We start from the raw sequence: 21,025 nt of genomic DNA on the forward strand, positions 1-21,025 counted from the left end.
CGAGGTTTAGCCCCTATCTCCTATCAAGCCTTGTTACATCCGCTCAAGCGTTTCAATGCCTAAAAGATTTAACCCCATCTCAAGTTGAGACAGGCAAATCTGACTTAATCGCAATAAACTTGCCTGACGTGCCTTGTCGGGCTCATTCATAATATGCTGCTTCTGATAGAAAGAACTGAACTGTTGTGCCAGATTATACAAATGCTCGCACAAGTAATGTGGCGCACGTTTATCAACCGTCTTTTCAAGCGCCACAGGGAAATCAAGCAAACCGAAAGTTAAGTCATATTCGTTTTCACTGGTCGGCAGCAAATCACCGGGCTTGGCCCCAGCATCTTCTGCTTTGCGCAGAATGGATTTAATACGCGCAACCTGCATCAATAAATAAGGGCCGGTTTTACCTTCGAACTCACTGAATTTTTCCAAATCAAAAATATAATCTTTAATTCGGTAGTTTCTTAAGTCTGCGAATTTCAACGTCGAAATAGCCACTTTATGCGCGATTTCTTCTTTTTCATCCTCATCAAATTCTGTGCCGAAGTTACTAGCCGCTAATTTTTTACGCGCTTCTTCTTTGGCCATTTGAATGAGGTCATGCAGTTTCATCACGCCGCCGGAACGAGTCTTAAATGGTTTGCCGTCCTTGCCGTTCACGGTTCCGAAATAAGTATGCTCGTAAGCAGTATTAGCATTCATGCCCATTAAATCTGCAGCGGCAAATACCTGTTTGAAATGCTGTTGCTGGCGACCATCGACCACATACAATACCAGGTTGGCATGGTCCTCATAAATACGCTCGTACAGCGTTGCCAGATCGGTTGTACCGTACATGACTGCGCCATCAGACTTGCGCAAAATCAGTGGTGGCATAACCGCTTCGCCTTGCTCGTCTTTAAAAGGAACGATTAAAGCGCCCTGGTCACGAATCGCTAAACTTTTATTTTCAAGTTCTTGAATCACTTTGGCGATAAATGGATCAGCGTCACTTTCACCTTTCCACAAATCAAAACTCACGCCCAGTTCTATATAGTCGCGCTTTAGGGTTGCTACCGAGACATTAACAAAATGTTTCCATAGAGCACGATAGCCGGCACGACCATTTTGTAATTCGAGAGTTGCCTGACGTGCTTTTTCAGCGGCAGTTTCATCAGACTTACATAAACCAGACTCTTGCGGATAGATTTCTTCTAAATCTTGAATGGTAACTGGAGATTCGTCGGGATATGGACCAGTGAAACCAGCATCAAAATAAACCAGGTCAGGTTGACGCTTTTTAAGGCCTTCGATCAACATGCCCATTTGCGTGCCCCAATCGCCCAGGTGAGCGTCGGAAACAACCTGATAACCTTTAAAGCGGAAAATACGCTGTAATGAATCGCCAATGATTGCTGTGCGCAAATGGCCAACGTGCATTGATTTAGCAACGTTTGGACCACCAAAGTCGATCATCACTTTGCAATCGGATTTGTCTTCATGGCAGCCAAAAGTGTCGTCTGAACCGTATGTTTCGAGGGTCTTTGCCAGTGATTTTGCGTTAACAAATACATTGATAAAGCCCGGACGTACAACGTCAACTTTTTCAATTAAGGAGTTCTCTGCCAAGGCCGCGACCACCTTTTCGGCAGTCACAAAAGGATTGCCTGCACCTAACTTTGCAGCGGCCATTGCACCATTACATTGATAATGGCCCAAATCAGGGCGATTCGAGCGTTGCACACCGCCAAGGTTTGGTGGCAATTCAAGGCTCTCAAATGCATCGGCAAAGAGTTGGCTCAATTGATGTTCGATAGATACAAGCATGTCAGTTACAGATCGTTGAAAAAATTGGCGCTATTATACCTGCTTGAGCAGTGCATGCCACGGGTTAGCGTAAGAAACATCGGCGCTAATAACTTATTTACCGACTATTTGTTGTGAATACGGCGCAATTCCTCGATTAAGCCATCGCTGGCGGCCTCAATCAGTTTAATAACCTCTATAAAGCCTTGTTTACCACCATAATAGGGATCGGGAACCTCGCGCTTTGACAAGTGCGGAGCATAATCGGCCAGAAATAACTTAACCTTGTGCTGATAGTCAGGCTCGGGGACGGCGTCAAGCAGGTTATAGTAGTTCGATTCGTCCATGGCCACCAGCAAATCAAATTCATGAAAATCGACGTCTCTTACTTGCCGCGAGCGAATAAAAGACAGGTCATAGCCCACTTTTTTTGCTTCTTCTTGCGCACGCTGATCGGAATGTTCTCCCACGTGATGGGCACTGGTTCCGGCCGAATCGACAAACACCAGGTCACTTAATTCGGTTTGCTCTAATTTATGTTTGAAAATGCCTTCGGCTGTTGGGGAACGGCAGATGTTGCCCAAACACACAAATAATACTGAAAATTTTGCCATGAGAATTAGCTGCTCGTCTTACTTAATTTACTTTGCTTAACCTAATTAAAGTCTGTGCATACGATAGAACTGTTCAGCGGCCGCCAGATCTTCCTGAGTATCAACGCCCAGTCCTGGTGCTTCGCTGGCCTGTTCAACGTGAATGGAATGCCCATGAGCTAACACACGTAATTGCTCTAAAGATTCCATTCGCTCAATCATGGCTGGTGCCATCTTGACATAATCCGCCAAAAAGCCCGCACGGTAAGCATAAATCCCGATATGACGTTGGCAATGCTCAATTTCCTGAACACGCTGCTCCTCGAAAGCACCTCGCTGCCATGGAATCGGCGCGCGTGAGAAATACAAGGCTTTGCCCTGTTCATCCGCGACCACTTTGACCACATTCGAATTAAAGACTTCTTCAGAGTCGGTGATTGGGGTTGATAAGGTCGCCATTGGAAAGGCTGTGTGCTGATTGAGGTTTTCCGCAACCTGGCGAATATTTTCGGGAGAAATAAACGGCTCATCGCCCTGCACATTGACCACAATAGTGTCGTCTTTCAGCATCAGCTTGTCGCAAACTTCCGCAAGACGGTCGCTGCCAGATACATGATCTTCGCGGGTCATGCAGACATCGCCACCAAATAACTTAACGGCTTTTTCAACGCGCTCATCATCAGTGGCAACCACAACCTGTTTCGGATCGGCCATCAATGCCCTTTCGTAAACATGCTGAATCATAGGTTTGCCACCGATCATTGCCAATGGTTTACCCCGTAGTCGTGTCGAGGCGTAACGCGCCGGAATGACTACGATGAAATCCTTAAAGTGCATCGAGTTCCTCGCTTGAGACTTTACGCGCTTCGTCTTCCAGCATTACAGGGATATCATCTCGTATCGGATACGCCAATTTGTCAAAGCGACAAATCAACTCTTCACTATCTTTGTTATAGACTAGGTCGCCCTTGCATATCGGGCACACCAGAACATCTAAAAGTTTATGATTCATGCGTTATAGCCTTAATCTGTTCCATTAACGACTCTAAAAACTGTTTTGACAGTTTAGCGCTAACGGGTAAAAAATAAAAACGCTCATCGGCAAAAGACAGGCATTTAACTGCATCTTTTTCCGTCATCACAATATTGTTTTGCAATGACTCAAAATCCTGTTTTGAAAATTGGTAATGATCGGGAAAGGATTGATACTCAAACTGATAGCCTAAGCCTTCAAGCGTCTTATAAAAACGTTCAGGGTTGCCAATGGCCGCCACTGCTGTAAAAGGCTCTTTGAATTCACTACTATGCCCATTCACGGCTTGGATGGGATCGGCTTCAAGCACCATGTCTTTACCATTAACAACGATATGATCAGCTCGTTTAAGCCTCGATTTAGGCTCACGTAATGGCCCAAAAGGCATTAGCCAACCATTACCCAGTTGTCTGTTGCCATCGACCACTACAATCTCAATATCACGTTGCAAAGCATAATGCTGAAGACCATCGTCACAAATAATGATATTACAGCCTTGAGTTTCAAGTTCTTTTGCGCCCCGCGCTCGAATGGGATCAACCACAACGGGAACTTCAGTTCTACGGCGAATTAGAAAAGGTTCATCGCCTGACTCCGATGCTGGTGTCGATTCGGTCACCGTTAAAGGGTAATGATCAGATCTGCCGCCATAACCGCGACTGATAAGCCCCGGCTTGTAGCCCTGACTTTTAAGCAGCTCGATAAGGTAAATGGCTAATGGGGTTTTACCTGTGCCACCGACAGTAATATTACCGATGACGATGACTGGGGTCTTAAGTTTAGTAGAACGGAAAATACCCATTCGATAAAAAGATCGGCGCAACCAGACGATTAATCGTAACAATAGATGAGATGGCCAGAATAACCAAAGCCACCAGACAGTTTTGCGGTACCACAATGACTCAAAAAACTGTTGGCTTTTGGAAATGGCCATGCCCTATCCTGCTGGTTCGTTGTTTACGGATTAGTATTCCGCTACTTATTCGCTAAATTGCATCTGATACAGTCGAGTGTACTCACCATTTTTATCAAGCAATTCCTGGTGACTTCCTGATTCGATAATGATGCCGTTTTTCAGCACTAATATTCGATCGGCACTTTCGATGGTTGATAATCGGTGTGCTACTACGACCGTAGTTCGATCTTTCATCAGCTCTTCAAGCGCTTGTTGAATGTATCGCTCGGATTCAGTATCCAGTGCCGAAGTCGCCTCGTCGAGAATTAGAATCGGTGCATCTTTTAGCATAGCTCTTGCAATCGCAATCCGCTGACGCTGACCGCCGGATAGCATGACGCCATTATCGCCAACTACCGTATCCAAACCTTCCGGCAATTTCTCGATAAACTCCCAGGCATGAGCATTCTTAGCTGCCTTAATAATGTCTTCATCAGACACTTCATCCATACGACCATAAGCAATGTTATGGCGAATGCTATCGTTAAATAAAACCACGCTTTGCGACACGATGGCGATTTGCTTACGTAACGAATCCAGCGTTAATTCCTTCACCGGAATTCCATCAATTAATAACTCGCCATCATCAATGTTATAAAGACGTTGCAGCAAGCTGGCGATGGTACTTTTACCACTACCGGACTTACCCACTAATGCGATGGACTGTCCAGCCGGTACATTGAACGAAATATTATTGAGAACAGGCTCGTTGGGTTTATAACCAAAAGTCACCTCTTTAAACTCAATAGAACCGTCAGCTTTGTCGATAACTTTTGTGCCTTCGTCCGGCTCATTCGGCAAGTCCAGAATATCGAACACACTTTGCGCACCGGCAATACCACGTTGCAAGTGTGTATTAACATTACTGACTTCTTTTAATGGACGCAGAATCATCGCCATCAAAGTAATAAAGGAAATTAGCTCGCCTTCTGAAATACGATCATTAAGCATTTCAAGGCTGCCGAAATACATAATGGCGGCAAAACCAACACCGGCAATCACCTGAATAACCGGCGAAGCAATACCTTTAGTCGCAATCAGCTTCATGTCCTGCTGACGATTGCGATTGGCCTGCTTATTGAAGTTTTTAATTTCGCGTTCAGTGCCGCCAAAAATCTTAATGACCTGATTCGCTTTAATAGACTCTTCCGCAGCGCGAGTCACATCACCCACAACGTTCTGAATGCTGCTACTGACTTTTTTCAAGCGACGAGCGCTGACTTTAATCACCCAGCCAACAATCGGCACTAAAATGAACAAAAATAGCGTCAAGCGCCAGCTGGTCAAGGACATAAAGATAATAATAAACAGAATGGTGCCACCAGCACGCAGCGCCGAAGTGATGGCATCGGAACTGGCCACCGCAACCTGCTCGGTATTAAAGGTCAGGGTCGATAAAAGATTACCCGGGGCACGCTTAGAAAAGAATTCAGTTGGTTGGCGAACAAAGTGCTCATAAAGCTGTTCGCGCAGGGTCTGCACCACTTTGCGGCCAACCCAGCCCATGCAATACACGGAGATAAAGTTAAACACGCCGCGTAGCACAATCGCGCCCATAATAAATAACGGTGTTTTAACCAGTAGAAAATGGCTGTCTTTCGCCCTGATACCATCATCAATCAGGTATTTAATCGAGTTAACAAAATAAGTTTCTACCAGTGCAAAGAGGATGTTCGCGACTACACCAACGATAAATACCGTTTTGTATTTCTTGGTGAAGCCCAACAGGCGTTTGTAGATTTCCCAGCCTGTGTAGTTTTTTGGTTCAGTCATGAGTCGACTAGTCTTGAGTATCCGATTTAGGTTGTTGCGTAGCCAGTGTCAGGTTATTAAAACCTACTTGCCCTGCTGCGTCCATAACGCTAATCACCGACTGATAAGGCGCTTGCGCATCTGCGTTAATGACCAGCGGCGTTGCAGGATCATTGGCTACCTGCGTAATGGCGTCCTTTATAGTCTCTAGTTGGCGATTAATCAAGCCCTCGCCATTAACAAACACCTCGCCATCCTTATTGATACTGATTTCGATGACCTCAGGGAGCTTTTCGGCAATTTCGCCATTAGCTTCCGGTAACTCCAGGTTGATCTTGCTTTCTTTCTTAAAACTGGTCGAAACCATAAAGAAAATCAACAACAAAAACACCACATCGATCAGTGGTGTCAGATTCAGTTGCAACTCTTCTTTTTTCTTGTTTTGCCACATATTCGTTACAAGGCCTGCTAGTTAGTCGGCTTAGTTACCGGTGAAAATTTCACGTTCGCCATGCAGCACATCCACCATCTTCAAGGCTTCCTGCTCCATCTCGCTAACCAGCTCTTCAACACGGCGACTGAAATGACGGTGCATAACCAGAGTCGGGATTGCCACAGCCATACCGGCAGCCGTCGTAATCAAAGCTTCCGAGATACCGCCAGCCAGAGCATCAGCATTACCCACGCCCTGCAAGCGAATCACCGTAAACACCCGAATCATACCGATAACAGTACCCAAAAGACCTAATAGAGGAGTTACCAAAGCAATCGAGCCCAATGTATTCAAAAAGCGCTCCAGACGAACCACAACTGCACGCCCCGCTTCATTAATACTGGCTTTCATCGCCGCACGACCGTGCTGATGATTCAACAGACCCGCCGTTAAAACTTCACCCAATACCGAGCTATTTTTCAGATCGCGCATCTTGGTCTTATCAAACTGACCATTCTTAATCCAGGTCCAAACCTGAGCAACCAGATGCTTTGGCAAAATACGGTTACGTTGCAAGCTCCAAAAGCGCTCAACAATGATACCCATAGCAATTAAAGAACACAGCGTAATTGGCACCATCGTCCAACCACCTGTTTTAAGCAGATCAAACAACATGCCGCTTGAGGTAGCAAATAAAGGCATATCTCCCCTCGTCATTGAAAAAGACTGATAAATCACCGGCTTATCATCATATTATTGCCAGCTTATAGTTTACTTCGGCCAACTGGCCTAATTGATTGAAAAACAAACAATTCTAAAATTAGGAACCGAACCATTTTGCAGTAGACGCCCAGTAAGAGCAAGAGCTAATTAAGCCCAACTGTGACGTGGTTAAGGGGAAATGGGAAAGGTTGATATTTGAGGTAGGGTGCGTCGTGACGCACCATAAAACCTGATGATACCCAAGCGGTCAGTCAAGAAACACTCTGCAAAAAAGCGCTGGGGGTAACGGGGTCTGAGTAAAAAGTGCTCTTAATTCATTCTGATCCCATTAGTTATAGGCGTTAGATCGTTAAAACAACGGCTATGATAAAGGCAGTGATAAATGCAACGACGGTTGAAATAAGAGTAGCTTTTTTATCCATGCCAGATGTCTTGTACCTCATTAAACCTAGCAATGAAGGAACTATCTCCTCTTGATTCTCTTCACTGACTGAGAGGTCACTAATATGAATACCAAAAGTAGCACAGATAGACTTAACTGACTCAGGTGAAGCTATACCTGACTTTTCAATACGTTGAATTGTTCTTAAACTAATCCCGCTAACCTCAGCAAGATGTGACTGACTCCAGGCTTTGGACTCTCTAAGTTGTTTTAGTTTTATTTTATCTAATTTCATTTCCATTACTGTTTTCTCCGATATAAACATTCATTTTATTATCGCGAGAAACCTTATTTTTTGATACGTCATCTATATGACAGCTCTACGTCATTGCTATGCCATGAGTATACACTGCTCCACTAAATACCTGAACCTTAATGGGAGGCTCATAATTTATTCTGACCCTGACGGCTTCCCTAATATAGTAACTATAAGACTAATGAGTACAACTATATAGATAGTGAATTTATTAAAAGCCATTAAACTAATTTCTCTCTCCATTTAGATTATATTCTCATTGTGAAACAGCATCGTACCATTGAGCCACAGGCGGTGCGTCGCGACGAGCCCTACAAAAAAGCACCAACCCACAGGCTTGTCATCCTGACAAAAGTCAGGATCTGCTCTTTTTATATTTTACCGGGGAAATATTAGGCTTTACGCCACTGCTTTATTGCTCTTTCAATGTGCTCCTGATTGAGAATATCAAATAATAAAGTCCATTCTAAAAACTCAATTATTAGGCTTTTTTGTTTTTCAGAACACACAGACTTAAAGTTATAATAGCTGTGCTCAATGTTCTTAACTCTACCAATCTCAGACAGGGCTGAAATTGTGCCATCAATAACTAAATTTCCATCACTGTGATCATGTTTTAGGCACCAAGCCATATAGGAAGGAATGACTAATGAAATATCCTCATCCAAATCAAAAAGGGGGGCCGAGTTAGCCTCGATTAAAGCATCCGGTAAAGGCTCCTTTACCTCAAATTCTTTTAACAACTCAATATGATTCATTATCAATGACCATTAATTACTGATTCTTGGCTATTATTTATACTCTCCATGTATTCATCCATTAGACGTTCTTCGCTTTCTCTAATGATCTCGTTTGCTTCTTCAGCGTCATCACTAGACCAAACTAACCAGCTCTTCCCATATCTTTTCTTTTTAATAAAGTTGATATTATGAGATTTAAACTCACCAATGACTTCCTCTTCCAGGCCTGTCATTGACAAAGAAATAGACCTGTCTTTTGGTAGGTCGCTTTCTATATATTCAAAATATAATTCATCAATTTTCTTTTGATTAGAAATATTTACTTTTATTGTTTCTGGATCTATCTGTTCAAAAGATATGTCTTCATTTTTTAAAATATCGTTAAATTGCTTTGATACCTCAAGATCATGTATTCGTATTTGGTAATACTCCGGCAATACAAGATCTATTTCCTTATTTTGAGAAGAGTCACAATCTACTAGCATTGCTAAAACGATAAACAGCACATTAAGTTTCAATTTAATGGAGTAAGAGTACATTTTCTTAATTCTGCTCCTTTAGGAACTTTCATTGGTATCCACCAAGTTCTGCCCCCATTATTCTTTAGAGAGGTGAAATAATGCATCAACCTGTTCAAGGGCCTCTACTAGTAAAACCTTGAGTTCGCTAACGCTCGTCGAGGCTACGCTTACTGCAATTTTTAGGTAGGGTGCGTCGTGACGCACCGCTTTGCTTCTTTATGGCCTTATGGCGAGGATATTAATATATAGTTCTTAATTTACTCTAGCTCCCCATTAGCTTCCATACTTTCCTTAATCTTATCTGGACACGATTTGATGGTCTCTAAAACTTTAGGAATAGATTTACTTACTGCTTCTTGACGGCTTTTTGAGGTTACTACATCATAAATCATTTGAGCCCATTCCTGCCTAGTAAAGGTTTCGTCAAGTGTTTCATCAATACAAGAACATATTCTTTTCGTAAATTCTGGGTCAAATCCTCCAGCATCTCCCCTCTCATAACAGCCATTACTAATAGCCTTTTTATAATTTTCTATTTCCCCGTCTGTAATTGAATCAACGGATTCGTAAGATGACCAAGCACTTACACTTATTATCAACAGACAGAATAATGTTATTCCTCTAGTGACTCTCATAACTACCTCAATATACCTATCTTTAATTGTGCCTTTATTAGAAAAGTTTACTCAAAAAACTCAATATGAGTTTTATCGTTTATCTGCTTTCAGCGGAAGTTTTAATACAATTTTGCACCCCCTTATTACTCTCAGGCGGTGCGTCACGACGCACCCTACAAAAAAGCACCAATCCACAGGCTTGTCATCATAAATTTAATTTAGAATCTGCTTTTCCTTTGTAGCCTCGAACAGCGATAGCGTGTTCGAGGATCTCTACCTAAGCATTACTTCGGAAATCCAATATCATCACTTAATATAAGAGAAATAGGCTTTTCATTTCCTAAAGTTACGTTAATAAATAGCAATCCCCTACTGTTCGAGTATAAATAACTACTGATTACCGTCTTTATCTCTACATTCGTATATTGAGCCTCAATGAGAAAGACATCATCCAAACCAAGAATTTCTTTACTCTCACTAACAACCCGATATTCAATATCGTCTTGAACCCACGACTGACCTGAGATTACAGGGTCTTCAGGTACAGCAAACCATATCTTGGGAGTTTTGAAGCAATGAATACTACTATCTAGCTCACAAACTTCCATATCATTACCATAAGGCAATTCACTAACTTGCTTCCTATCAATATCCAAAACGACCAGGTCATCATACTTATCTAATAAATAGGAATATGAGTAAACTTGTTTAGAGTATGTTATCTGTACAGGGAATATTAGGAAAACTATAAATATAAAACGTTTCATATATGACTCAACTTAATAAGCAATTTGTATAGATGTTGCTTTTAATTTACTCTGACCTCATCAACTTGCTTATTATTTTGTAATATACAAGGCTCGATAATAATATACCGACAAACAAACCGAAGCTGAGTGCACTGAACTCTGAGTATATTACCAAACTTAAAAATCCCGCCACAAACCCAAAAAACAGAGGTACTTTAGCTAAGACAGCATTTTCAGTTTTAAAGCCTATGAGCGAAATTATAAAGCCAAATATTAAATAAAATAATCCACTCACCAAGAAGCCAACAGCCAACGACATAAAAAACCACAATTCAGGGCTTCCCATGTCAGAAGCAAAAGACGCTTCCGGAAAAAGTAATAATAAATATGTTAATTTTCTGTTCATCAATTATTTATCCTTAACGCCGCCAGCATAAATTTATTCCGCCCCATTAATTCTGTAATTTACTCTAAGCCCTAACATTACCTTTAACGGACGAAGCACGTTAACGCGTAGCTCCGTTTGCAGGCTTTGTTATGCATTGTTATTTTTTTGATAGTTAATTAGCAAACACATGCCCATGCTTTGTCCATATGCATTTGCTTTAGCCATGCCTTGAACTTTTTCAGGTATATATTTTTCTGAAAGCTTTTCAAAGCAGAAATCCAATACTTTTTCTACTATTACTGGGCAGTCTTCTGGAGTTCCTTTGTATACGCGTAAAAAACCAGCCTGTGGATCACCACAAAACCCAGGAATGCCACTTGCCTTAAAATTGTGAAACCATTGGTCTCGAGGCATCACTAACTGGCCATTAATAATCTCCGGATCAAAGAGCTTTCTTTCTTGAGGTGGAATATAGCTAGTTTGTGTTTCTTTTGGCTGATTTGCGACGCACCCTGTTAATATGACCGCGATTAAAAATCCGATGAATTTCATTTTTTCTCCATTAATTCATGTAATAGGTTGATTTGGAACGCCAGCGGAAAACCAGTTCCGGTAGACGCAATTATTAAACCCCAGTCTCCCGCAAGAACACCGGAAAGTCAGTAACTGGTGGCGAAACATTGAGCTGATAGAGAATGCCAGCAATGTGGCCTCGGTGGTAGGTAGTATGGTTTACGACGTGCAGTAGGATATCCCGACGATTCATCTGTCCGGTTCCTCCCCCAATAAACTCAAACTCTACAATCTCCCCAAGCTCATTCTCTGCGAGAGTATCAGCGTAGTTGACATACCATTCATCAATGCTGCGTTGGCCTACGATCAGTTCCTCAAGTTCCGGGCAACCTTCGGGATTGCGTGTGTTTAAGCCGTGAGGTTTGCCTAGCAGATGGCATTTCCAGACGTAGTCCATTTGATAGGAGTGGTTGAGCGTGCGAACCAAACTACCAAAGATGATTGAACGCGGTGCGGTAAGCTCCGTATCGGAAAGCAAAGACAACGCAGATAGAAGCAGATCGTCTGCCCAGGCCTTGTAGCGAGTAAGAACCGCCGTATCTCTCATGAGACTATCCCATCGCACTTAACGCCCAAATCAGACGGCGCCTTCAGCGGTCGGCTGCATGTGAATGTTAGCACTTTCCAAATGACGTGTTTGAAAGCTATAAATTCTGTTTACGATAGTCAAAAAAACCAGCGCTAATACTATGTCTAAAACATCTGATATTCGATAAATAAGATTAATGTTCATCAGCTCTTCAAGCTCTTCCGCACGCTCGGAAATCCTAAAAATGGCCTGACCCAGAAAATTCGATATGAGCCATACAGCCCACCATAACGGCAACACTCCGCTTATATCTTGTGACTCCCAGTCAGAAGGGTCTTTGCTGGCCTTCCAGATTTCTTTCATTGCCTGGTATGGCTTCCACAAACATAGAATTGGTATAAAGTAGTAACCTATTGACCAACCTGGTGTAAAGGCCATATTCTTCGCGCCAAGCTGCTTTACGTTGGAGTTTGCTCTATGAATCCAGCGTAATATTAGAAATCCAGAAATAACAAACACCGACAAATAAACAAGTCCAATTATTCTTTGACGTTGATCGTTTGCCTCCGCATCAGCTATCACCTGCGCTTCCGATGTATAAGTTCCATTCTGAACGCTCGACAGCAATTCGTATTCCGCAGAGCCAGATGCTATTGAAACTACGGCGACTACAATTTGGGCATAAAGCACGTACCGAACCCACTTTGTCAGGTTTCCTGATGCGCTGAAACCTTCTTTATTCTTTAGCAATGTACTATCTCCTTGTGGCGTTAACGTTTTTGTTTTGCGGCAGCGAGTAAGTTTACGAGTGAAATGTCGCAAAAGAACTACTGGTTAGGGGGCTTCATATTCTCGCAGCTTTAATATTACAGAATTAATAAACTTATTCTTTTCTTTCTTTCCATTAAAAACACGTAAAGGTAACCACGTCAATGTACCATCAGAAAAACCCATCAGCACACCTTTTTTGAAGCCTTGAAAAGCTTCTAGTTCTTCCCACTTTCGTGAGAGGTACTCACCGCTTGGATAAGTCGCTTTTATTTCTACATCATTAATTTCTAGATTCACTTCTTGCTCTGATTCATTTGTTTCTTTTATGTATTTTTTCTCTAGGTGAGGCTTAATTGCTATTTTCCAGACAATGAAAATACCTAGACCCAACCATACAAGTGGCTGCCAAATATTGTTTGCCCGTGGTGCTAAGAAAATAAATCCAAGTAACCACATAAGTCCGAGCAATAAAATCAGTCCTCGAGACCAACCACTCAAACCAGACGAGGCATTCCTAACAGCATTATAGCTATCGATTAGATCTTTATGGGTACTTACATACTTGAAACTGTATTCCATTTCTATCCCTAACGCTCGGCACAGCGGAGGCCAGTATGGCCGTCGCGATTGATGCCGCTTGTTCTGTTATCGTGTGGCTTAATGATCATTGCCAAATATCCCAGAGAACCCAAACCAAAGCTATAAGGATAGCCGTGGTAACTATCCACTCAATTAAGTTACTTTTAAGCATTGGCTTTTCTGTTTCCTGAAGTGGTACTTTCTTTAACTCAATCTGCTGAATCAATAAACCTAGAAAGACCAAACCTAGGCAAAGATGAACAGGAGCATAAGCCTTTCCAATGAAAAACCCAAAAAAGAAAATAAATGGCATTCCTCCAGCAACCACCGACCAATATAAATCGCTCTTGCTCTTCGGTATATAAAAGAATTTAGCACAGCCTTTGCATTGCACTGGATTCTTTTTTCTACTCCAAAAAACTTTTAATGTTGCAAGCTTATCTAATTTACAGTTTGGGCATTTCATCTAGATGAACATAACATTATATTACCGGACATCGCCGATAACCTATTGATTTTAATGTCCGTTTTTCAGGCTAATACCATATAAAACCGAACATTTCTGTTTTGGTATCTCTTTTCTGTTAATTACTACGCTCTTGAGCGAGAAAAGAGATAACGCCTTATAATAGTTAGGTTTTTAGGTATTGCAATGACTTTGTCAGTTGAGTTTTCAATTCAGCATATGCGACAGCATCAGGTTTGAATCACAGTTTATAATCAAAACCTCGAGTTCGCTTTGCTCGTCGAGGCTACATTAACTTATGTAATTCGAAGCTTCTGTATATTTTAAAGCGGTGCGTCATGACGCACCCTACCACTCTTTTTACGCATCCAATAATTTAGTTATTCTGAAAAAGTATAGTCACAATAAAGCTTTCCAGATAAACCACCTTCAAAACAACTGAGCACTACTCTTGTATTTGCTTTTACGTATGGTGAGTTTACATTTATATACCTACCATCATCCAGCTTAACAGTCATGGTAGTAGCCTTATCGATAATTACCCTTTCAACGATACCATGTAGCTTCAACCTATCTTTAAAAGCTACGGTATACTCATAAACGAAAAAGACAATAAAACAAATACCCATAAGCGAATATATTATTTTTCTCATAAGCTTTCACTTTGTGCCTTTGGCTAATCTAAATTCATGCAAGAAGACTACAGTTTTATGTGTTTGCAGTCCACTTTCTCAAACCTCACAAGCCTCTTTCCTCCAAACCTTCTGCTCTTCTCTCCAGCGTTTTATAGCTCTGTCATAAGGATTGATGGTGATCTGGCCTGCGCAGCCTGAGTGTTCGGCTTTGATGTTGAATTCTTGATAGCGTTTGTAGACGCTGGGATGAGGAATCGGATAGCGGCTGTGGAGTTCGCTGGTGTAGATGACGATGTCGGGGTCGACGCGTTTGATGAAGGGATAGGTTGAGGAGGTTTTGCTGCCGTGGTGCGGTGCGATGAGTATATCGGATTTCAGTTTGCTGTAATCTTCGGCGGCTGCTAACAGATACTCTGCGTCTTTTTCGATATCGCCGGGTATTAGAATACTAAATTCGTCGATGGTGATTTTTACCACGCAGGATTGGTTGTTGGCTTTGTCGGAGACGGCGTTTTGTTCGCCGTAGAAAAACTCAAGTTTTGCGCCTTCGAGCTGTATGGTCTGCCCTACTTCGCACGGCTGGCTAGGTTTGTCATACCAGGAGTCGGCTATGATCTGGTTAACGGGAATATTATCCAGCAGTTCATAGACTCCACCTGCATGGTCGTTGTCTTTGTGGCTTAATATCAGGGTATCAATCTTATTGATACCTAATGTTTTAAGGCTGGGAATGATGTAACTGGAAACGGCGCTTGAGCCGGAGCTAGCATATCCGGTGTCGTATAAAATGGCGTGATTATTGTTGTGTAATAAAACGGCTAGTCCATGCCCGACATCAAAGATTTCTATTGACCATTTATTATCTAATAATTTGTATTCTGATAATTGTCGATCAAGTTTTTGACCCATCAGCATGATTGAACTGATCAATAGCGCGAAAGTAATCAACGGTCTCTTGGTGCTTGATAGCGGAAGCCAGCAGATAAGTAAGACAAGAAATAACACTACGCCGATCAGCGTTGGTAGTGTTGCGTTGATAACAATCAAGGATGACTTTTGGACAAAGCTGCTGTGTAAAAGTTGTTCGCTGTATTGAAAGAAATAACCCACAAGGCTATCAAGTTGGTGCAATGGCCAAGTCACACCTAATAGACTGAATATGAAACTTAGAAATATGACTGGTAGTAACACGATACTAAACAGCGGAATCATGACGATGTTGACCAGCATGCCGAGGAAACTGGCCTGTTGAAAATAAAGTAATGAGGGAATGGCCAGGGTTAAGGTAATGGCAACTTGCAGCTTTAACAAGGTTTTGAATTTATGTTTCCAGTTGTTAGCCTGTTGAGTGCGCCCCATCAGCATTAAGCTTATGACCACTACCGCTATAAAAGTCATCCAGAAGCTGGCAGAAAGAACGCTGAGCGGGAATATTAGCAGTACCAATAACAGCGACCAGATTAATCCATCGTAAAGAGCAGACCGTCTTTGTAACAGAAAAGCCAAAGCAACTGAGCACCACATCAATAAAGCGCGCACTGTTGGAATGGAAAAATCTGCCATGGCGCTGTAGAGAAAAGCAATGATGCAGCTGCCAACCAGGCCCACATGAAATGGTGGCCACCTTCTGCCAATCGATAAGCCTGACGCCCTGCCCCACAGAAAACTGATCAACCAGTAGCTAACGCCAGCAATGATTGAGATATGCAGTCCAGAAATAGCGATCAGGTGACTCAGCCCGAGCTTTTGCAGGACTTCTCTTTGCTGATCAGTGATGGATGATTTTTCACCAATCAGCAAGGCCTGAAAAATACCCGCATTGCTTAAAGTGGCTAATCGGTCATGCGTATATTGACGGAATTGATGTATCGGGTTGCTGGTATTGGACTTTAGTTCAAGCCAGTCTGTGCGTATGTAGCCGCGCGCATCAACCCCATTTTCGAAATAGAATCGTTCGAGGTCAAAGCCAGCCATATTGACCGGGCCATGGATGGGTTTGAGCTTGATTTGCATTTGCCATAGCTGACCTAATCTGAAAGGACATTCAGATTGATAGAACTTTAATCGAATCAGCTTGCCTAACAGAAGGCTATCGTCGGCTCGCTGAATACGAGCCCTAAACTGGCAATACTCAGGATAAATAGCTGGTAATTCAACAACCTCGGCATCTATAATGTGCGCCTGATTGTTTAAGGGCTCCGGTATTTGGCGCTGTAACTGCCAATATGCGTTGCTGCAAGTCCATACAATTCCAAGGCACAGGCCTCCAAGCGCTAAAAACTTTGTTTTAAATGCTTGGGGATGCTTTGTTAGGATGGTTATAGTAGTTGAGGAAATACCGATAACTACCAGCACCAATAAAAGCGTTGATAAAATGATAACGTCAAACGACAAACTTGGAATGAACAGTATAGAGCAACAACCTGCCAAAAATGCCAGTGTCCATACAAACATAATGGATAGTCCTTATCCTGATTGTTTTACAGTGTTAAGTGATTTTTAATGCCCCGCAAAATTTTTAAAAAATATTTACCTGATCATAAAAAGATTAAGGAAAACCGTTACATGAAGGTTTTCGGTGATTTTATTCATGATCCGGGTTTATGGCACCTCAACCGCTACAGTGCGTCCGGGGCTTTTGCTGTGGGCTTATTTTGTGGCTTCCTGCCCATTCCATTCCAGATGGTTGTTGCAGCAGCATTGGCCATTTACTTTAGAGTAAACTTGCCGATTTCTGTTGTCCTCTGCTGGATCACCAATCCAATCACGATCGTGCCGATGTTCTATTTCGCCTATAAAGTTGGCGCCTGGATTCTCGGCGTTCCACCCAGTGATTTCACATTTGAACTAAGCTTTGAATGGCTCAGGTCTGAGCTGATTCATATCTGGAAACCATTCCTGCTTGGTTGCCTTATCTGTGGCGGCACCTTGTCGTTTATTGGTTACCACACGATCAATCTATTATGGCGTTTACATGTGGTGCGCGCATGGCGAGCACGTCAGGCCCGCTGGAAAGAAAAGTTGCTTCATACCCTGCACCTTGATCAGCTCGGCAAAAAAGATGATGCCGATGAAGACGATAATCCTTCTGACTCAGCTGAAGAAATCTATCGCGAGAAACGTAACGACCATCGCAACGACTGAGCGGGATTATGACAAACTTGGCTCTTTGACGTTGTACGAGATTAGCTAGGATTTTGTTAAGAGATGTCCCTTAGTGTAGAACACGACAACTAGAAAGCTCCTATACGCGTAACACCGTTCACTTAAGCAACAATAAAATGGAATTTCTTTACTACATTTCTTGAAAGAGTGAGTGCTTCAGAAGCTTTTATTATGGTTAAAAAAGTCACTGGATTATGAAATACGTCCCTGTATTTCACCAGAGGCCAGCTTCGCTGTTCAAAATCTCTCCCTGAGATTTTGTCCGCGGTAAGCGACCGAAGGAAATGCCCTCGGCACCGCGGGATGACAGGATCTGATTTTAGGATTGATGCTGTGAAGGGAGTATTGCAGTTAGCAATTCTATTATTAATACGGGGTATCTCTTACTTACTCAATTACCGTTAAATGGCCGTCTTCTAATTTCAGTTGGCGTTGCATTTTTGATGCTAATTCAAGATCGTGAGTTACGGTGATAAAAGTGGTGCCCATTTCCTGGTTAATTTCGCACATCAAGTCATAAACTCTTAATGCAGTCGCGTGATCCAGATTACCGGTTGGTTCATCTGCTAACACACAAACAGGGTCATTAGCCAAAGCGCGTGCAAAGGCAATACGCTGACGTTCGCCTCCGGATAACTCTGAAGGTTTATGAGTTCCACGATTGGTAAGTCCAACTCGTTCAATTAAGGAGCCAGCTTTACGATAGGCTTGCTCACGAGGAGTTCCTCGAATGATCAGCGGCATGGCCACATTTTCCAGCGCAGTAAACTCTGGCAACAAATGATGGAATTGATAAACAAATCCAATATTCATATTTCGGAATTCGCCCTGCGCTTTGGGTTTAAGTTTATGCACATCCTGATCGTTAATCAGAACCTTGCCATCAGTTGGTGAATCCAAGGCTCCTATTAAATGCAATAGAGTGCTTTTGCCTGAACCAGATGCGCCGACTATGGCTAACTGTTCGCCTCGTTCAACCGTTAGATTAAGAGATTCTAAAACAGTAACCTTACTGGCTCCATCTTCATAAATACGGCTCAGATTCGTTACTTCTATCAAATGATCATTATTCATAACGAAGAGCCTCCGCTGGTTGAGTTTTGGATGCTTTCCATGAAGGATACAAGGTCGCTAAGACACTGATAGCAAATGCTGATAGACCAATTTTAATGACATCATCAACAATCAGTTCAGTAGGCAGGAAGTTCACGAAATAAACATCTTGCGGGAATACACTGACACCAAATACCGTTTCTACCCAGTTAACAATATCGGGTAAGTTCAATGCCAATAAAACGCCCAGGATAACCCCTGCCAGAGTACCGATTAAGCCATTGATAATACCGCTGGTCATGAAAATCCGGAGGATTGATCCAGGACTTGCACCGAGGGTTCTTAAGATAGCAATATCGGCCTGTTTTTCTGTTACCAGCATAACCAGTGAAGTGACAATATTAAATGCAGCCACGGCGATGATGAAGGTCAGAAGAATAAACATAATCTTCTTTTCCATATCAATCGCGTTGAATAAGGTTTGATGTTGGCGCGTCCAATCAGTGACGAAATATTGGTGATTCAGCAGTTCACTGACCTGATAGTTAATGTCATACACATTCATGACATTACTGGTTTTCAATTGAAGCGCTGAAACCCCTTCCTGGCGTAATAATTGTGCGGCATCATCCATGTGAATAAAGGCAAGGCTCTTATCAGCCTCCGAGCGGGTTTCGAAAATACCCGTTACGGTGAAGCGCTTGGTGCGCATACTGATTCCAGCCAGCGAAATTCTGGTCTCACTAAGAATCAATAAGGAAACTTTGTCGCCTATATTAAGGCCTAAACCTCGAGCGATCGATGCGCCGAGTACAATATTATATTCTCCGGCTTTAAGCTCGTCGAAGGAACCGCTGTACATGTTATCTTTAACGATGGAGACTTCGCTGATTTTATGGGGAAGGACGCCCTGCACCATGCCAAAACGCTCGCGCCCCTGAAAACGGAACATGCTTTCTGACTGCACATAAGGAGAGGCGCCGATGACCTCCGGATGCTGTTTGACCTTTTTTTCCAAAGCTTTCCAATCTGTTATCGGGCCACCAAGCTCCTGAACCAGGACATGGGGCGCCATTCCTAAGATCCGGTCTCTAAGCTCACGCTCAAAGCCGTTCATCACGGACATCACCGTGATCAGCACCATGACCCCAAGGGCAATTCCAATCATGGATATTAACGATATAAAAGAAATGAAGTGGTTACGGCGCTTAGCTCTGGTATAGCGCAACCCTACAAATAACGAGAATGGCAGTCGCATCAGCTTATCTGGTAAAACAAAGTTGGCGTCATATTGAATGGTTCACAATTTGGAGTCAAGTTATCGGTTAAAATTATTAGCAATGTTACCTAATTTTTTGATATTCTAGAGAAAATAACGATTAAAGGGGTCGTAAGATGAAAGCATTAAAAGGATTAGCGATAAGCTTATCTGTGGTTTTAGCTACTTTTGTTGGGACAGTTCAAGCTGACGAAGTTAGAGTTCCTGTTTCCGAGCAAGGCAGTGCTGCTATAGAAACGCCGAAAAGTGGCATTACTCAAACAAGCGTTGAGCAAAAATTTGGATCGCCACAAGCAGTTCATGGTCCAGTAGGCGACCCGCCAATCACTAAATGGGTTTACTCTGGTTTCACCGTTTATTTTGAATATGACCGTGTAATCCACACAGTCATTCATCATCAGTAAAATTAGGTAAGGTGTCAGTCGATTACGACTCCTGCTAAGTTAGAACAAAAAAGGCCACTCGATTGAGTGGCTTTTTTTGTCATTGATGGGTTACGCTCAAAGAGCTAACCCATCCTATATCAATTTTCTTCCGACCTAAATTAGTGTCATCCCGCGGCTATAACCACCGGTTTCAATGACTTTGTCTATCCTCTCAGGAAGTTTTCGCCACTCGGCGAGTTACTCTTACTAAATATATCCTGTAATCCTCTGAAGTCAGCGTCGATTCTCTCTGCTGCTCAAATTTGTCTTACTCAAAATAGCCATAAAATCATCAGAGGCGATCTTATACGCGGTAAAGGCTGCGGGATGACAAGCCTTAAAGATTCTCATTTATAGGATGGGTTATACCCGAGGGGGCAGACCCGGCGGTAGCCGTAACCCATCAATTACACCAACGATGGGTTACGCTCAAAGAGCTAACCCATCCTATATCCGTATTATATTAAGAAATACCGTAAGCTGGTGATGAGCGAAGCGAATCCCAGCTTTTTTTGGGTGGCTTAAAGGGCTTTGCTGGGATTCGCTTCGCTCATCACCAGCCTACAAAT

The 21,025-nt window shown here is 42.6% G+C and carries 25 protein-coding genes; 2 read left to right on the top strand and 23 right to left on the bottom strand.

Going from position 1 to position 21,025, the window contains the following annotated elements:
* Positions 1-33: 33 nt before the first annotated feature.
* From argS to ACYTXU_RS05800, 21 genes are all read right to left on the bottom strand, one after another.
* Positions 34-1,800 (bottom strand): arginine--tRNA ligase, encoded by a 1,767-nt coding sequence (gene argS / locus ACYTXU_RS05700; RefSeq protein ID WP_462209032.1) that lies wholly within the window; start codon positions 1,798-1,800, stop codon positions 34-36.
* 104 nt (positions 1,801-1,904) lie between these two features.
* A complete protein-coding gene (locus ACYTXU_RS05705) occupies positions 1,905-2,393 on the bottom strand; it encodes a low molecular weight protein-tyrosine-phosphatase (RefSeq protein WP_462209034.1) in 489 nt (162 codons plus the stop codon).
* Between the two features lie 45 nt (positions 2,394-2,438).
* The gene (gene kdsB, locus ACYTXU_RS05710; protein ID WP_462209036.1) at positions 2,439-3,209 is read right to left on the bottom strand and encodes a 3-deoxy-manno-octulosonate cytidylyltransferase; all 771 of its coding nucleotides are present in this window, start codon (positions 3,207-3,209) and stop codon (positions 2,439-2,441) included.
* Positions 3,199-3,384, bottom strand: coding sequence for a Trm112 family protein (locus ACYTXU_RS05715; protein WP_462209038.1), 186 nt, complete (start codon positions 3,382-3,384; stop codon positions 3,199-3,201). The genes kdsB and ACYTXU_RS05715 overlap by 11 nt, the downstream gene beginning before the upstream one ends.
* Complete coding sequence (lpxK, locus tag ACYTXU_RS05720) at positions 3,374-4,339, bottom strand: tetraacyldisaccharide 4'-kinase (protein WP_462209040.1); 966 nt, start codon at positions 4,337-4,339, stop codon at positions 3,374-3,376. The genes ACYTXU_RS05715 and lpxK overlap by 11 nt, the downstream gene beginning before the upstream one ends.
* Positions 4,340-4,384: 45 nt before the next feature.
* Positions 4,385-6,133 carry a lipid A export permease/ATP-binding protein MsbA gene (msbA, locus tag ACYTXU_RS05725; protein ID WP_462209042.1) on the bottom strand — a complete coding sequence of 583 codons (1,749 nt, stop codon included), beginning with the start codon at positions 6,131-6,133 and terminating at the stop codon, positions 4,385-4,387.
* A 7-nt stretch (positions 6,134-6,140) separates the two neighbouring features.
* Positions 6,141-6,563, bottom strand: coding sequence for an ExbD/TolR family protein (locus ACYTXU_RS05730; protein ID WP_462209044.1), 423 nt, complete (start codon positions 6,561-6,563; stop codon positions 6,141-6,143).
* A 30-nt stretch (positions 6,564-6,593) separates the two neighbouring features.
* Positions 6,594-7,247: a MotA/TolQ/ExbB proton channel family protein gene (locus ACYTXU_RS05735; protein ID WP_462209045.1), complete on the bottom strand. Its 654-nt coding sequence runs from the start codon at positions 7,245-7,247 to the stop codon at positions 6,594-6,596.
* A 362-nt stretch (positions 7,248-7,609) separates the two neighbouring features.
* Positions 7,610-7,951 (bottom strand): helix-turn-helix transcriptional regulator, encoded by a 342-nt coding sequence (locus ACYTXU_RS05740; protein ID WP_462209047.1) that lies wholly within the window; start codon positions 7,949-7,951, stop codon positions 7,610-7,612.
* 407 nt (positions 7,952-8,358) lie between these two features.
* Positions 8,359-8,724 carry a hypothetical protein gene (locus ACYTXU_RS05745; protein WP_462209049.1) on the bottom strand — a complete coding sequence of 122 codons (366 nt, stop codon included), beginning with the start codon at positions 8,722-8,724 and terminating at the stop codon, positions 8,359-8,361.
* A gap of 2 nt (positions 8,725-8,726) precedes the next feature.
* Positions 8,727-9,245 carry a hypothetical protein gene (locus ACYTXU_RS05750; protein WP_462209050.1) on the bottom strand — a complete coding sequence of 173 codons (519 nt, stop codon included), beginning with the start codon at positions 9,243-9,245 and terminating at the stop codon, positions 8,727-8,729.
* 239 nt (positions 9,246-9,484) lie between these two features.
* Positions 9,485-9,862: a hypothetical protein gene (locus tag ACYTXU_RS05755; protein ID WP_462209051.1), complete on the bottom strand. Its 378-nt coding sequence runs from the start codon at positions 9,860-9,862 to the stop codon at positions 9,485-9,487.
* 266 nt (positions 9,863-10,128) lie between these two features.
* The gene (locus tag ACYTXU_RS05760) at positions 10,129-10,611 is read right to left on the bottom strand and encodes a hypothetical protein (RefSeq protein WP_462209053.1); all 483 of its coding nucleotides are present in this window, start codon (positions 10,609-10,611) and stop codon (positions 10,129-10,131) included.
* Positions 10,612-10,657: 46 nt separating this feature from the next.
* Complete coding sequence (locus ACYTXU_RS05765) at positions 10,658-10,999, bottom strand: hypothetical protein (protein ID WP_462209054.1); 342 nt, start codon at positions 10,997-10,999, stop codon at positions 10,658-10,660.
* Positions 11,000-11,128: 129 nt separating this feature from the next.
* Positions 11,129-11,533 (bottom strand): hypothetical protein, encoded by a 405-nt coding sequence (locus ACYTXU_RS05770; RefSeq protein ID WP_462209056.1) that lies wholly within the window; start codon positions 11,531-11,533, stop codon positions 11,129-11,131.
* Between the two features lie 73 nt (positions 11,534-11,606).
* Entirely contained in the window at positions 11,607-12,101 is a 495-nt protein-coding gene (locus ACYTXU_RS05775; RefSeq protein WP_462209057.1) for a DinB family protein, read from the bottom strand.
* 30 nt (positions 12,102-12,131) lie between these two features.
* On the bottom strand, positions 12,132-12,833 hold the full coding sequence (locus ACYTXU_RS05780) for a DUF4328 domain-containing protein (protein ID WP_462209059.1): 702 nt from the start codon (positions 12,831-12,833) through the stop codon (positions 12,132-12,134).
* 84 nt (positions 12,834-12,917) lie between these two features.
* On the bottom strand, positions 12,918-13,433 hold the full coding sequence (locus ACYTXU_RS05785; RefSeq protein ID WP_462209060.1) for a hypothetical protein: 516 nt from the start codon (positions 13,431-13,433) through the stop codon (positions 12,918-12,920).
* A gap of 85 nt (positions 13,434-13,518) precedes the next feature.
* Complete coding sequence (locus ACYTXU_RS05790; RefSeq protein WP_462209062.1) at positions 13,519-13,899, bottom strand: hypothetical protein; 381 nt, start codon at positions 13,897-13,899, stop codon at positions 13,519-13,521.
* Positions 13,900-14,279: 380 nt separating this feature from the next.
* Positions 14,280-14,552 (bottom strand): hypothetical protein, encoded by a 273-nt coding sequence (locus ACYTXU_RS05795; RefSeq protein ID WP_462209063.1) that lies wholly within the window; start codon positions 14,550-14,552, stop codon positions 14,280-14,282.
* 78 nt (positions 14,553-14,630) lie between these two features.
* Positions 14,631-16,988, bottom strand: a complete 2,358-nt coding sequence (locus tag ACYTXU_RS05800; protein WP_462209065.1) for a DNA internalization-related competence protein ComEC/Rec2 — start codon at positions 16,986-16,988, stop codon at positions 14,631-14,633.
* Between the two features lie 48 nt (positions 16,989-17,036).
* Between ACYTXU_RS05800 and ACYTXU_RS05805 the strand changes: the two genes are divergently transcribed.
* The gene (locus ACYTXU_RS05805; RefSeq protein ID WP_462209067.1) at positions 17,037-17,678 is read left to right on the top strand and encodes a DUF2062 domain-containing protein; all 642 of its coding nucleotides are present in this window, start codon (positions 17,037-17,039) and stop codon (positions 17,676-17,678) included.
* A gap of 408 nt (positions 17,679-18,086) precedes the next feature.
* Here ACYTXU_RS05805 and ACYTXU_RS05810 read toward each other — a convergent pair whose 3' ends face one another.
* Entirely contained in the window at positions 18,087-18,773 is a 687-nt protein-coding gene (locus tag ACYTXU_RS05810) for an ABC transporter ATP-binding protein (protein WP_462209069.1), read from the bottom strand.
* Positions 18,766-20,010 (bottom strand): lipoprotein-releasing ABC transporter permease subunit, encoded by a 1,245-nt coding sequence (locus ACYTXU_RS05815; RefSeq protein ID WP_462209070.1) that lies wholly within the window; start codon positions 20,008-20,010, stop codon positions 18,766-18,768. Before ACYTXU_RS05815 ends, ACYTXU_RS05810 begins: the two co-directional genes overlap by 8 nt.
* Before the next feature lie 137 nt (positions 20,011-20,147).
* Between ACYTXU_RS05815 and ACYTXU_RS05820 the strand changes: the two genes are divergently transcribed.
* A complete protein-coding gene (locus tag ACYTXU_RS05820) occupies positions 20,148-20,435 on the top strand; it encodes a hypothetical protein (RefSeq protein ID WP_462209072.1) in 288 nt (95 codons plus the stop codon).
* Positions 20,436-21,025 lie beyond the last annotated feature (590 nt).

Source organism: Kangiella sp. M94 (genome assembly GCF_054926195.1).

What these genes read in the sequence shown, in the direction of transcription:
- argS (WP_462209032.1), bottom strand. Translation starts at nt 1,800, where the DNA reads ATGCTTGTATCTATCGAACATCAATTGAGCCAACTCTTTGCCGATGCA.
- ACYTXU_RS05705 (WP_462209034.1), bottom strand. Translation starts at nt 2,393, where the DNA reads ATGGCAAAATTTTCAGTATTATTTGTGTGTTTGGGCAACATCTGCCGT.
- kdsB (WP_462209036.1), bottom strand. Translation starts at nt 3,209, where the DNA reads ATGCACTTTAAGGATTTCATCGTAGTCATTCCGGCGCGTTACGCCTCG.
- ACYTXU_RS05715 (WP_462209038.1), bottom strand. Translation starts at nt 3,384, where the DNA reads ATGAATCATAAACTTTTAGATGTTCTGGTGTGCCCGATATGCAAGGGC.
- lpxK (WP_462209040.1), bottom strand. Translation starts at nt 4,339, where the DNA reads ATGGCCATTTCCAAAAGCCAACAGTTTTTTGAGTCATTGTGGTACCGC.
- msbA (WP_462209042.1), bottom strand. Translation starts at nt 6,133, where the DNA reads ATGACTGAACCAAAAAACTACACAGGCTGGGAAATCTACAAACGCCTG.
- ACYTXU_RS05730 (WP_462209044.1), bottom strand. Translation starts at nt 6,563, where the DNA reads ATGTGGCAAAACAAGAAAAAAGAAGAGTTGCAACTGAATCTGACACCA.
- ACYTXU_RS05735 (WP_462209045.1), bottom strand. Translation starts at nt 7,247, where the DNA reads ATGCCTTTATTTGCTACCTCAAGCGGCATGTTGTTTGATCTGCTTAAA.
- ACYTXU_RS05740 (WP_462209047.1), bottom strand. Translation starts at nt 7,951, where the DNA reads ATGGAAATGAAATTAGATAAAATAAAACTAAAACAACTTAGAGAGTCC.
- ACYTXU_RS05745 (WP_462209049.1), bottom strand. Translation starts at nt 8,724, where the DNA reads ATGAATCATATTGAGTTGTTAAAAGAATTTGAGGTAAAGGAGCCTTTA.
- ACYTXU_RS05750 (WP_462209050.1), bottom strand. Translation starts at nt 9,245, where the DNA reads ATGTACTCTTACTCCATTAAATTGAAACTTAATGTGCTGTTTATCGTT.
- ACYTXU_RS05755 (WP_462209051.1), bottom strand. Translation starts at nt 9,862, where the DNA reads ATGAGAGTCACTAGAGGAATAACATTATTCTGTCTGTTGATAATAAGT.
- ACYTXU_RS05760 (WP_462209053.1), bottom strand. Translation starts at nt 10,611, where the DNA reads ATGAAACGTTTTATATTTATAGTTTTCCTAATATTCCCTGTACAGATA.
- ACYTXU_RS05765 (WP_462209054.1), bottom strand. Translation starts at nt 10,999, where the DNA reads ATGAACAGAAAATTAACATATTTATTATTACTTTTTCCGGAAGCGTCT.
- ACYTXU_RS05770 (WP_462209056.1), bottom strand. Translation starts at nt 11,533, where the DNA reads ATGAAATTCATCGGATTTTTAATCGCGGTCATATTAACAGGGTGCGTC.
- ACYTXU_RS05775 (WP_462209057.1), bottom strand. Translation starts at nt 12,101, where the DNA reads ATGAGAGATACGGCGGTTCTTACTCGCTACAAGGCCTGGGCAGACGAT.
- ACYTXU_RS05785 (WP_462209060.1), bottom strand. Translation starts at nt 13,433, where the DNA reads ATGGAATACAGTTTCAAGTATGTAAGTACCCATAAAGATCTAATCGAT.
- ACYTXU_RS05790 (WP_462209062.1), bottom strand. Translation starts at nt 13,899, where the DNA reads ATGAAATGCCCAAACTGTAAATTAGATAAGCTTGCAACATTAAAAGTT.
- ACYTXU_RS05795 (WP_462209063.1), bottom strand. Translation starts at nt 14,552, where the DNA reads ATGAGAAAAATAATATATTCGCTTATGGGTATTTGTTTTATTGTCTTT.
- ACYTXU_RS05800 (WP_462209065.1), bottom strand. Translation starts at nt 16,988, where the DNA reads ATGTTTGTATGGACACTGGCATTTTTGGCAGGTTGTTGCTCTATACTG.
- ACYTXU_RS05805 (WP_462209067.1), top strand. Translation starts at nt 17,037, where the DNA reads ATGCCCCGCAAAATTTTTAAAAAATATTTACCTGATCATAAAAAGATT.
- ACYTXU_RS05810 (WP_462209069.1), bottom strand. Translation starts at nt 18,773, where the DNA reads ATGAATAATGATCATTTGATAGAAGTAACGAATCTGAGCCGTATTTAT.
- ACYTXU_RS05815 (WP_462209070.1), bottom strand. Translation starts at nt 20,010, where the DNA reads ATGCGACTGCCATTCTCGTTATTTGTAGGGTTGCGCTATACCAGAGCT.
- ACYTXU_RS05820 (WP_462209072.1), top strand. Translation starts at nt 20,148, where the DNA reads ATGAAAGCATTAAAAGGATTAGCGATAAGCTTATCTGTGGTTTTAGCT.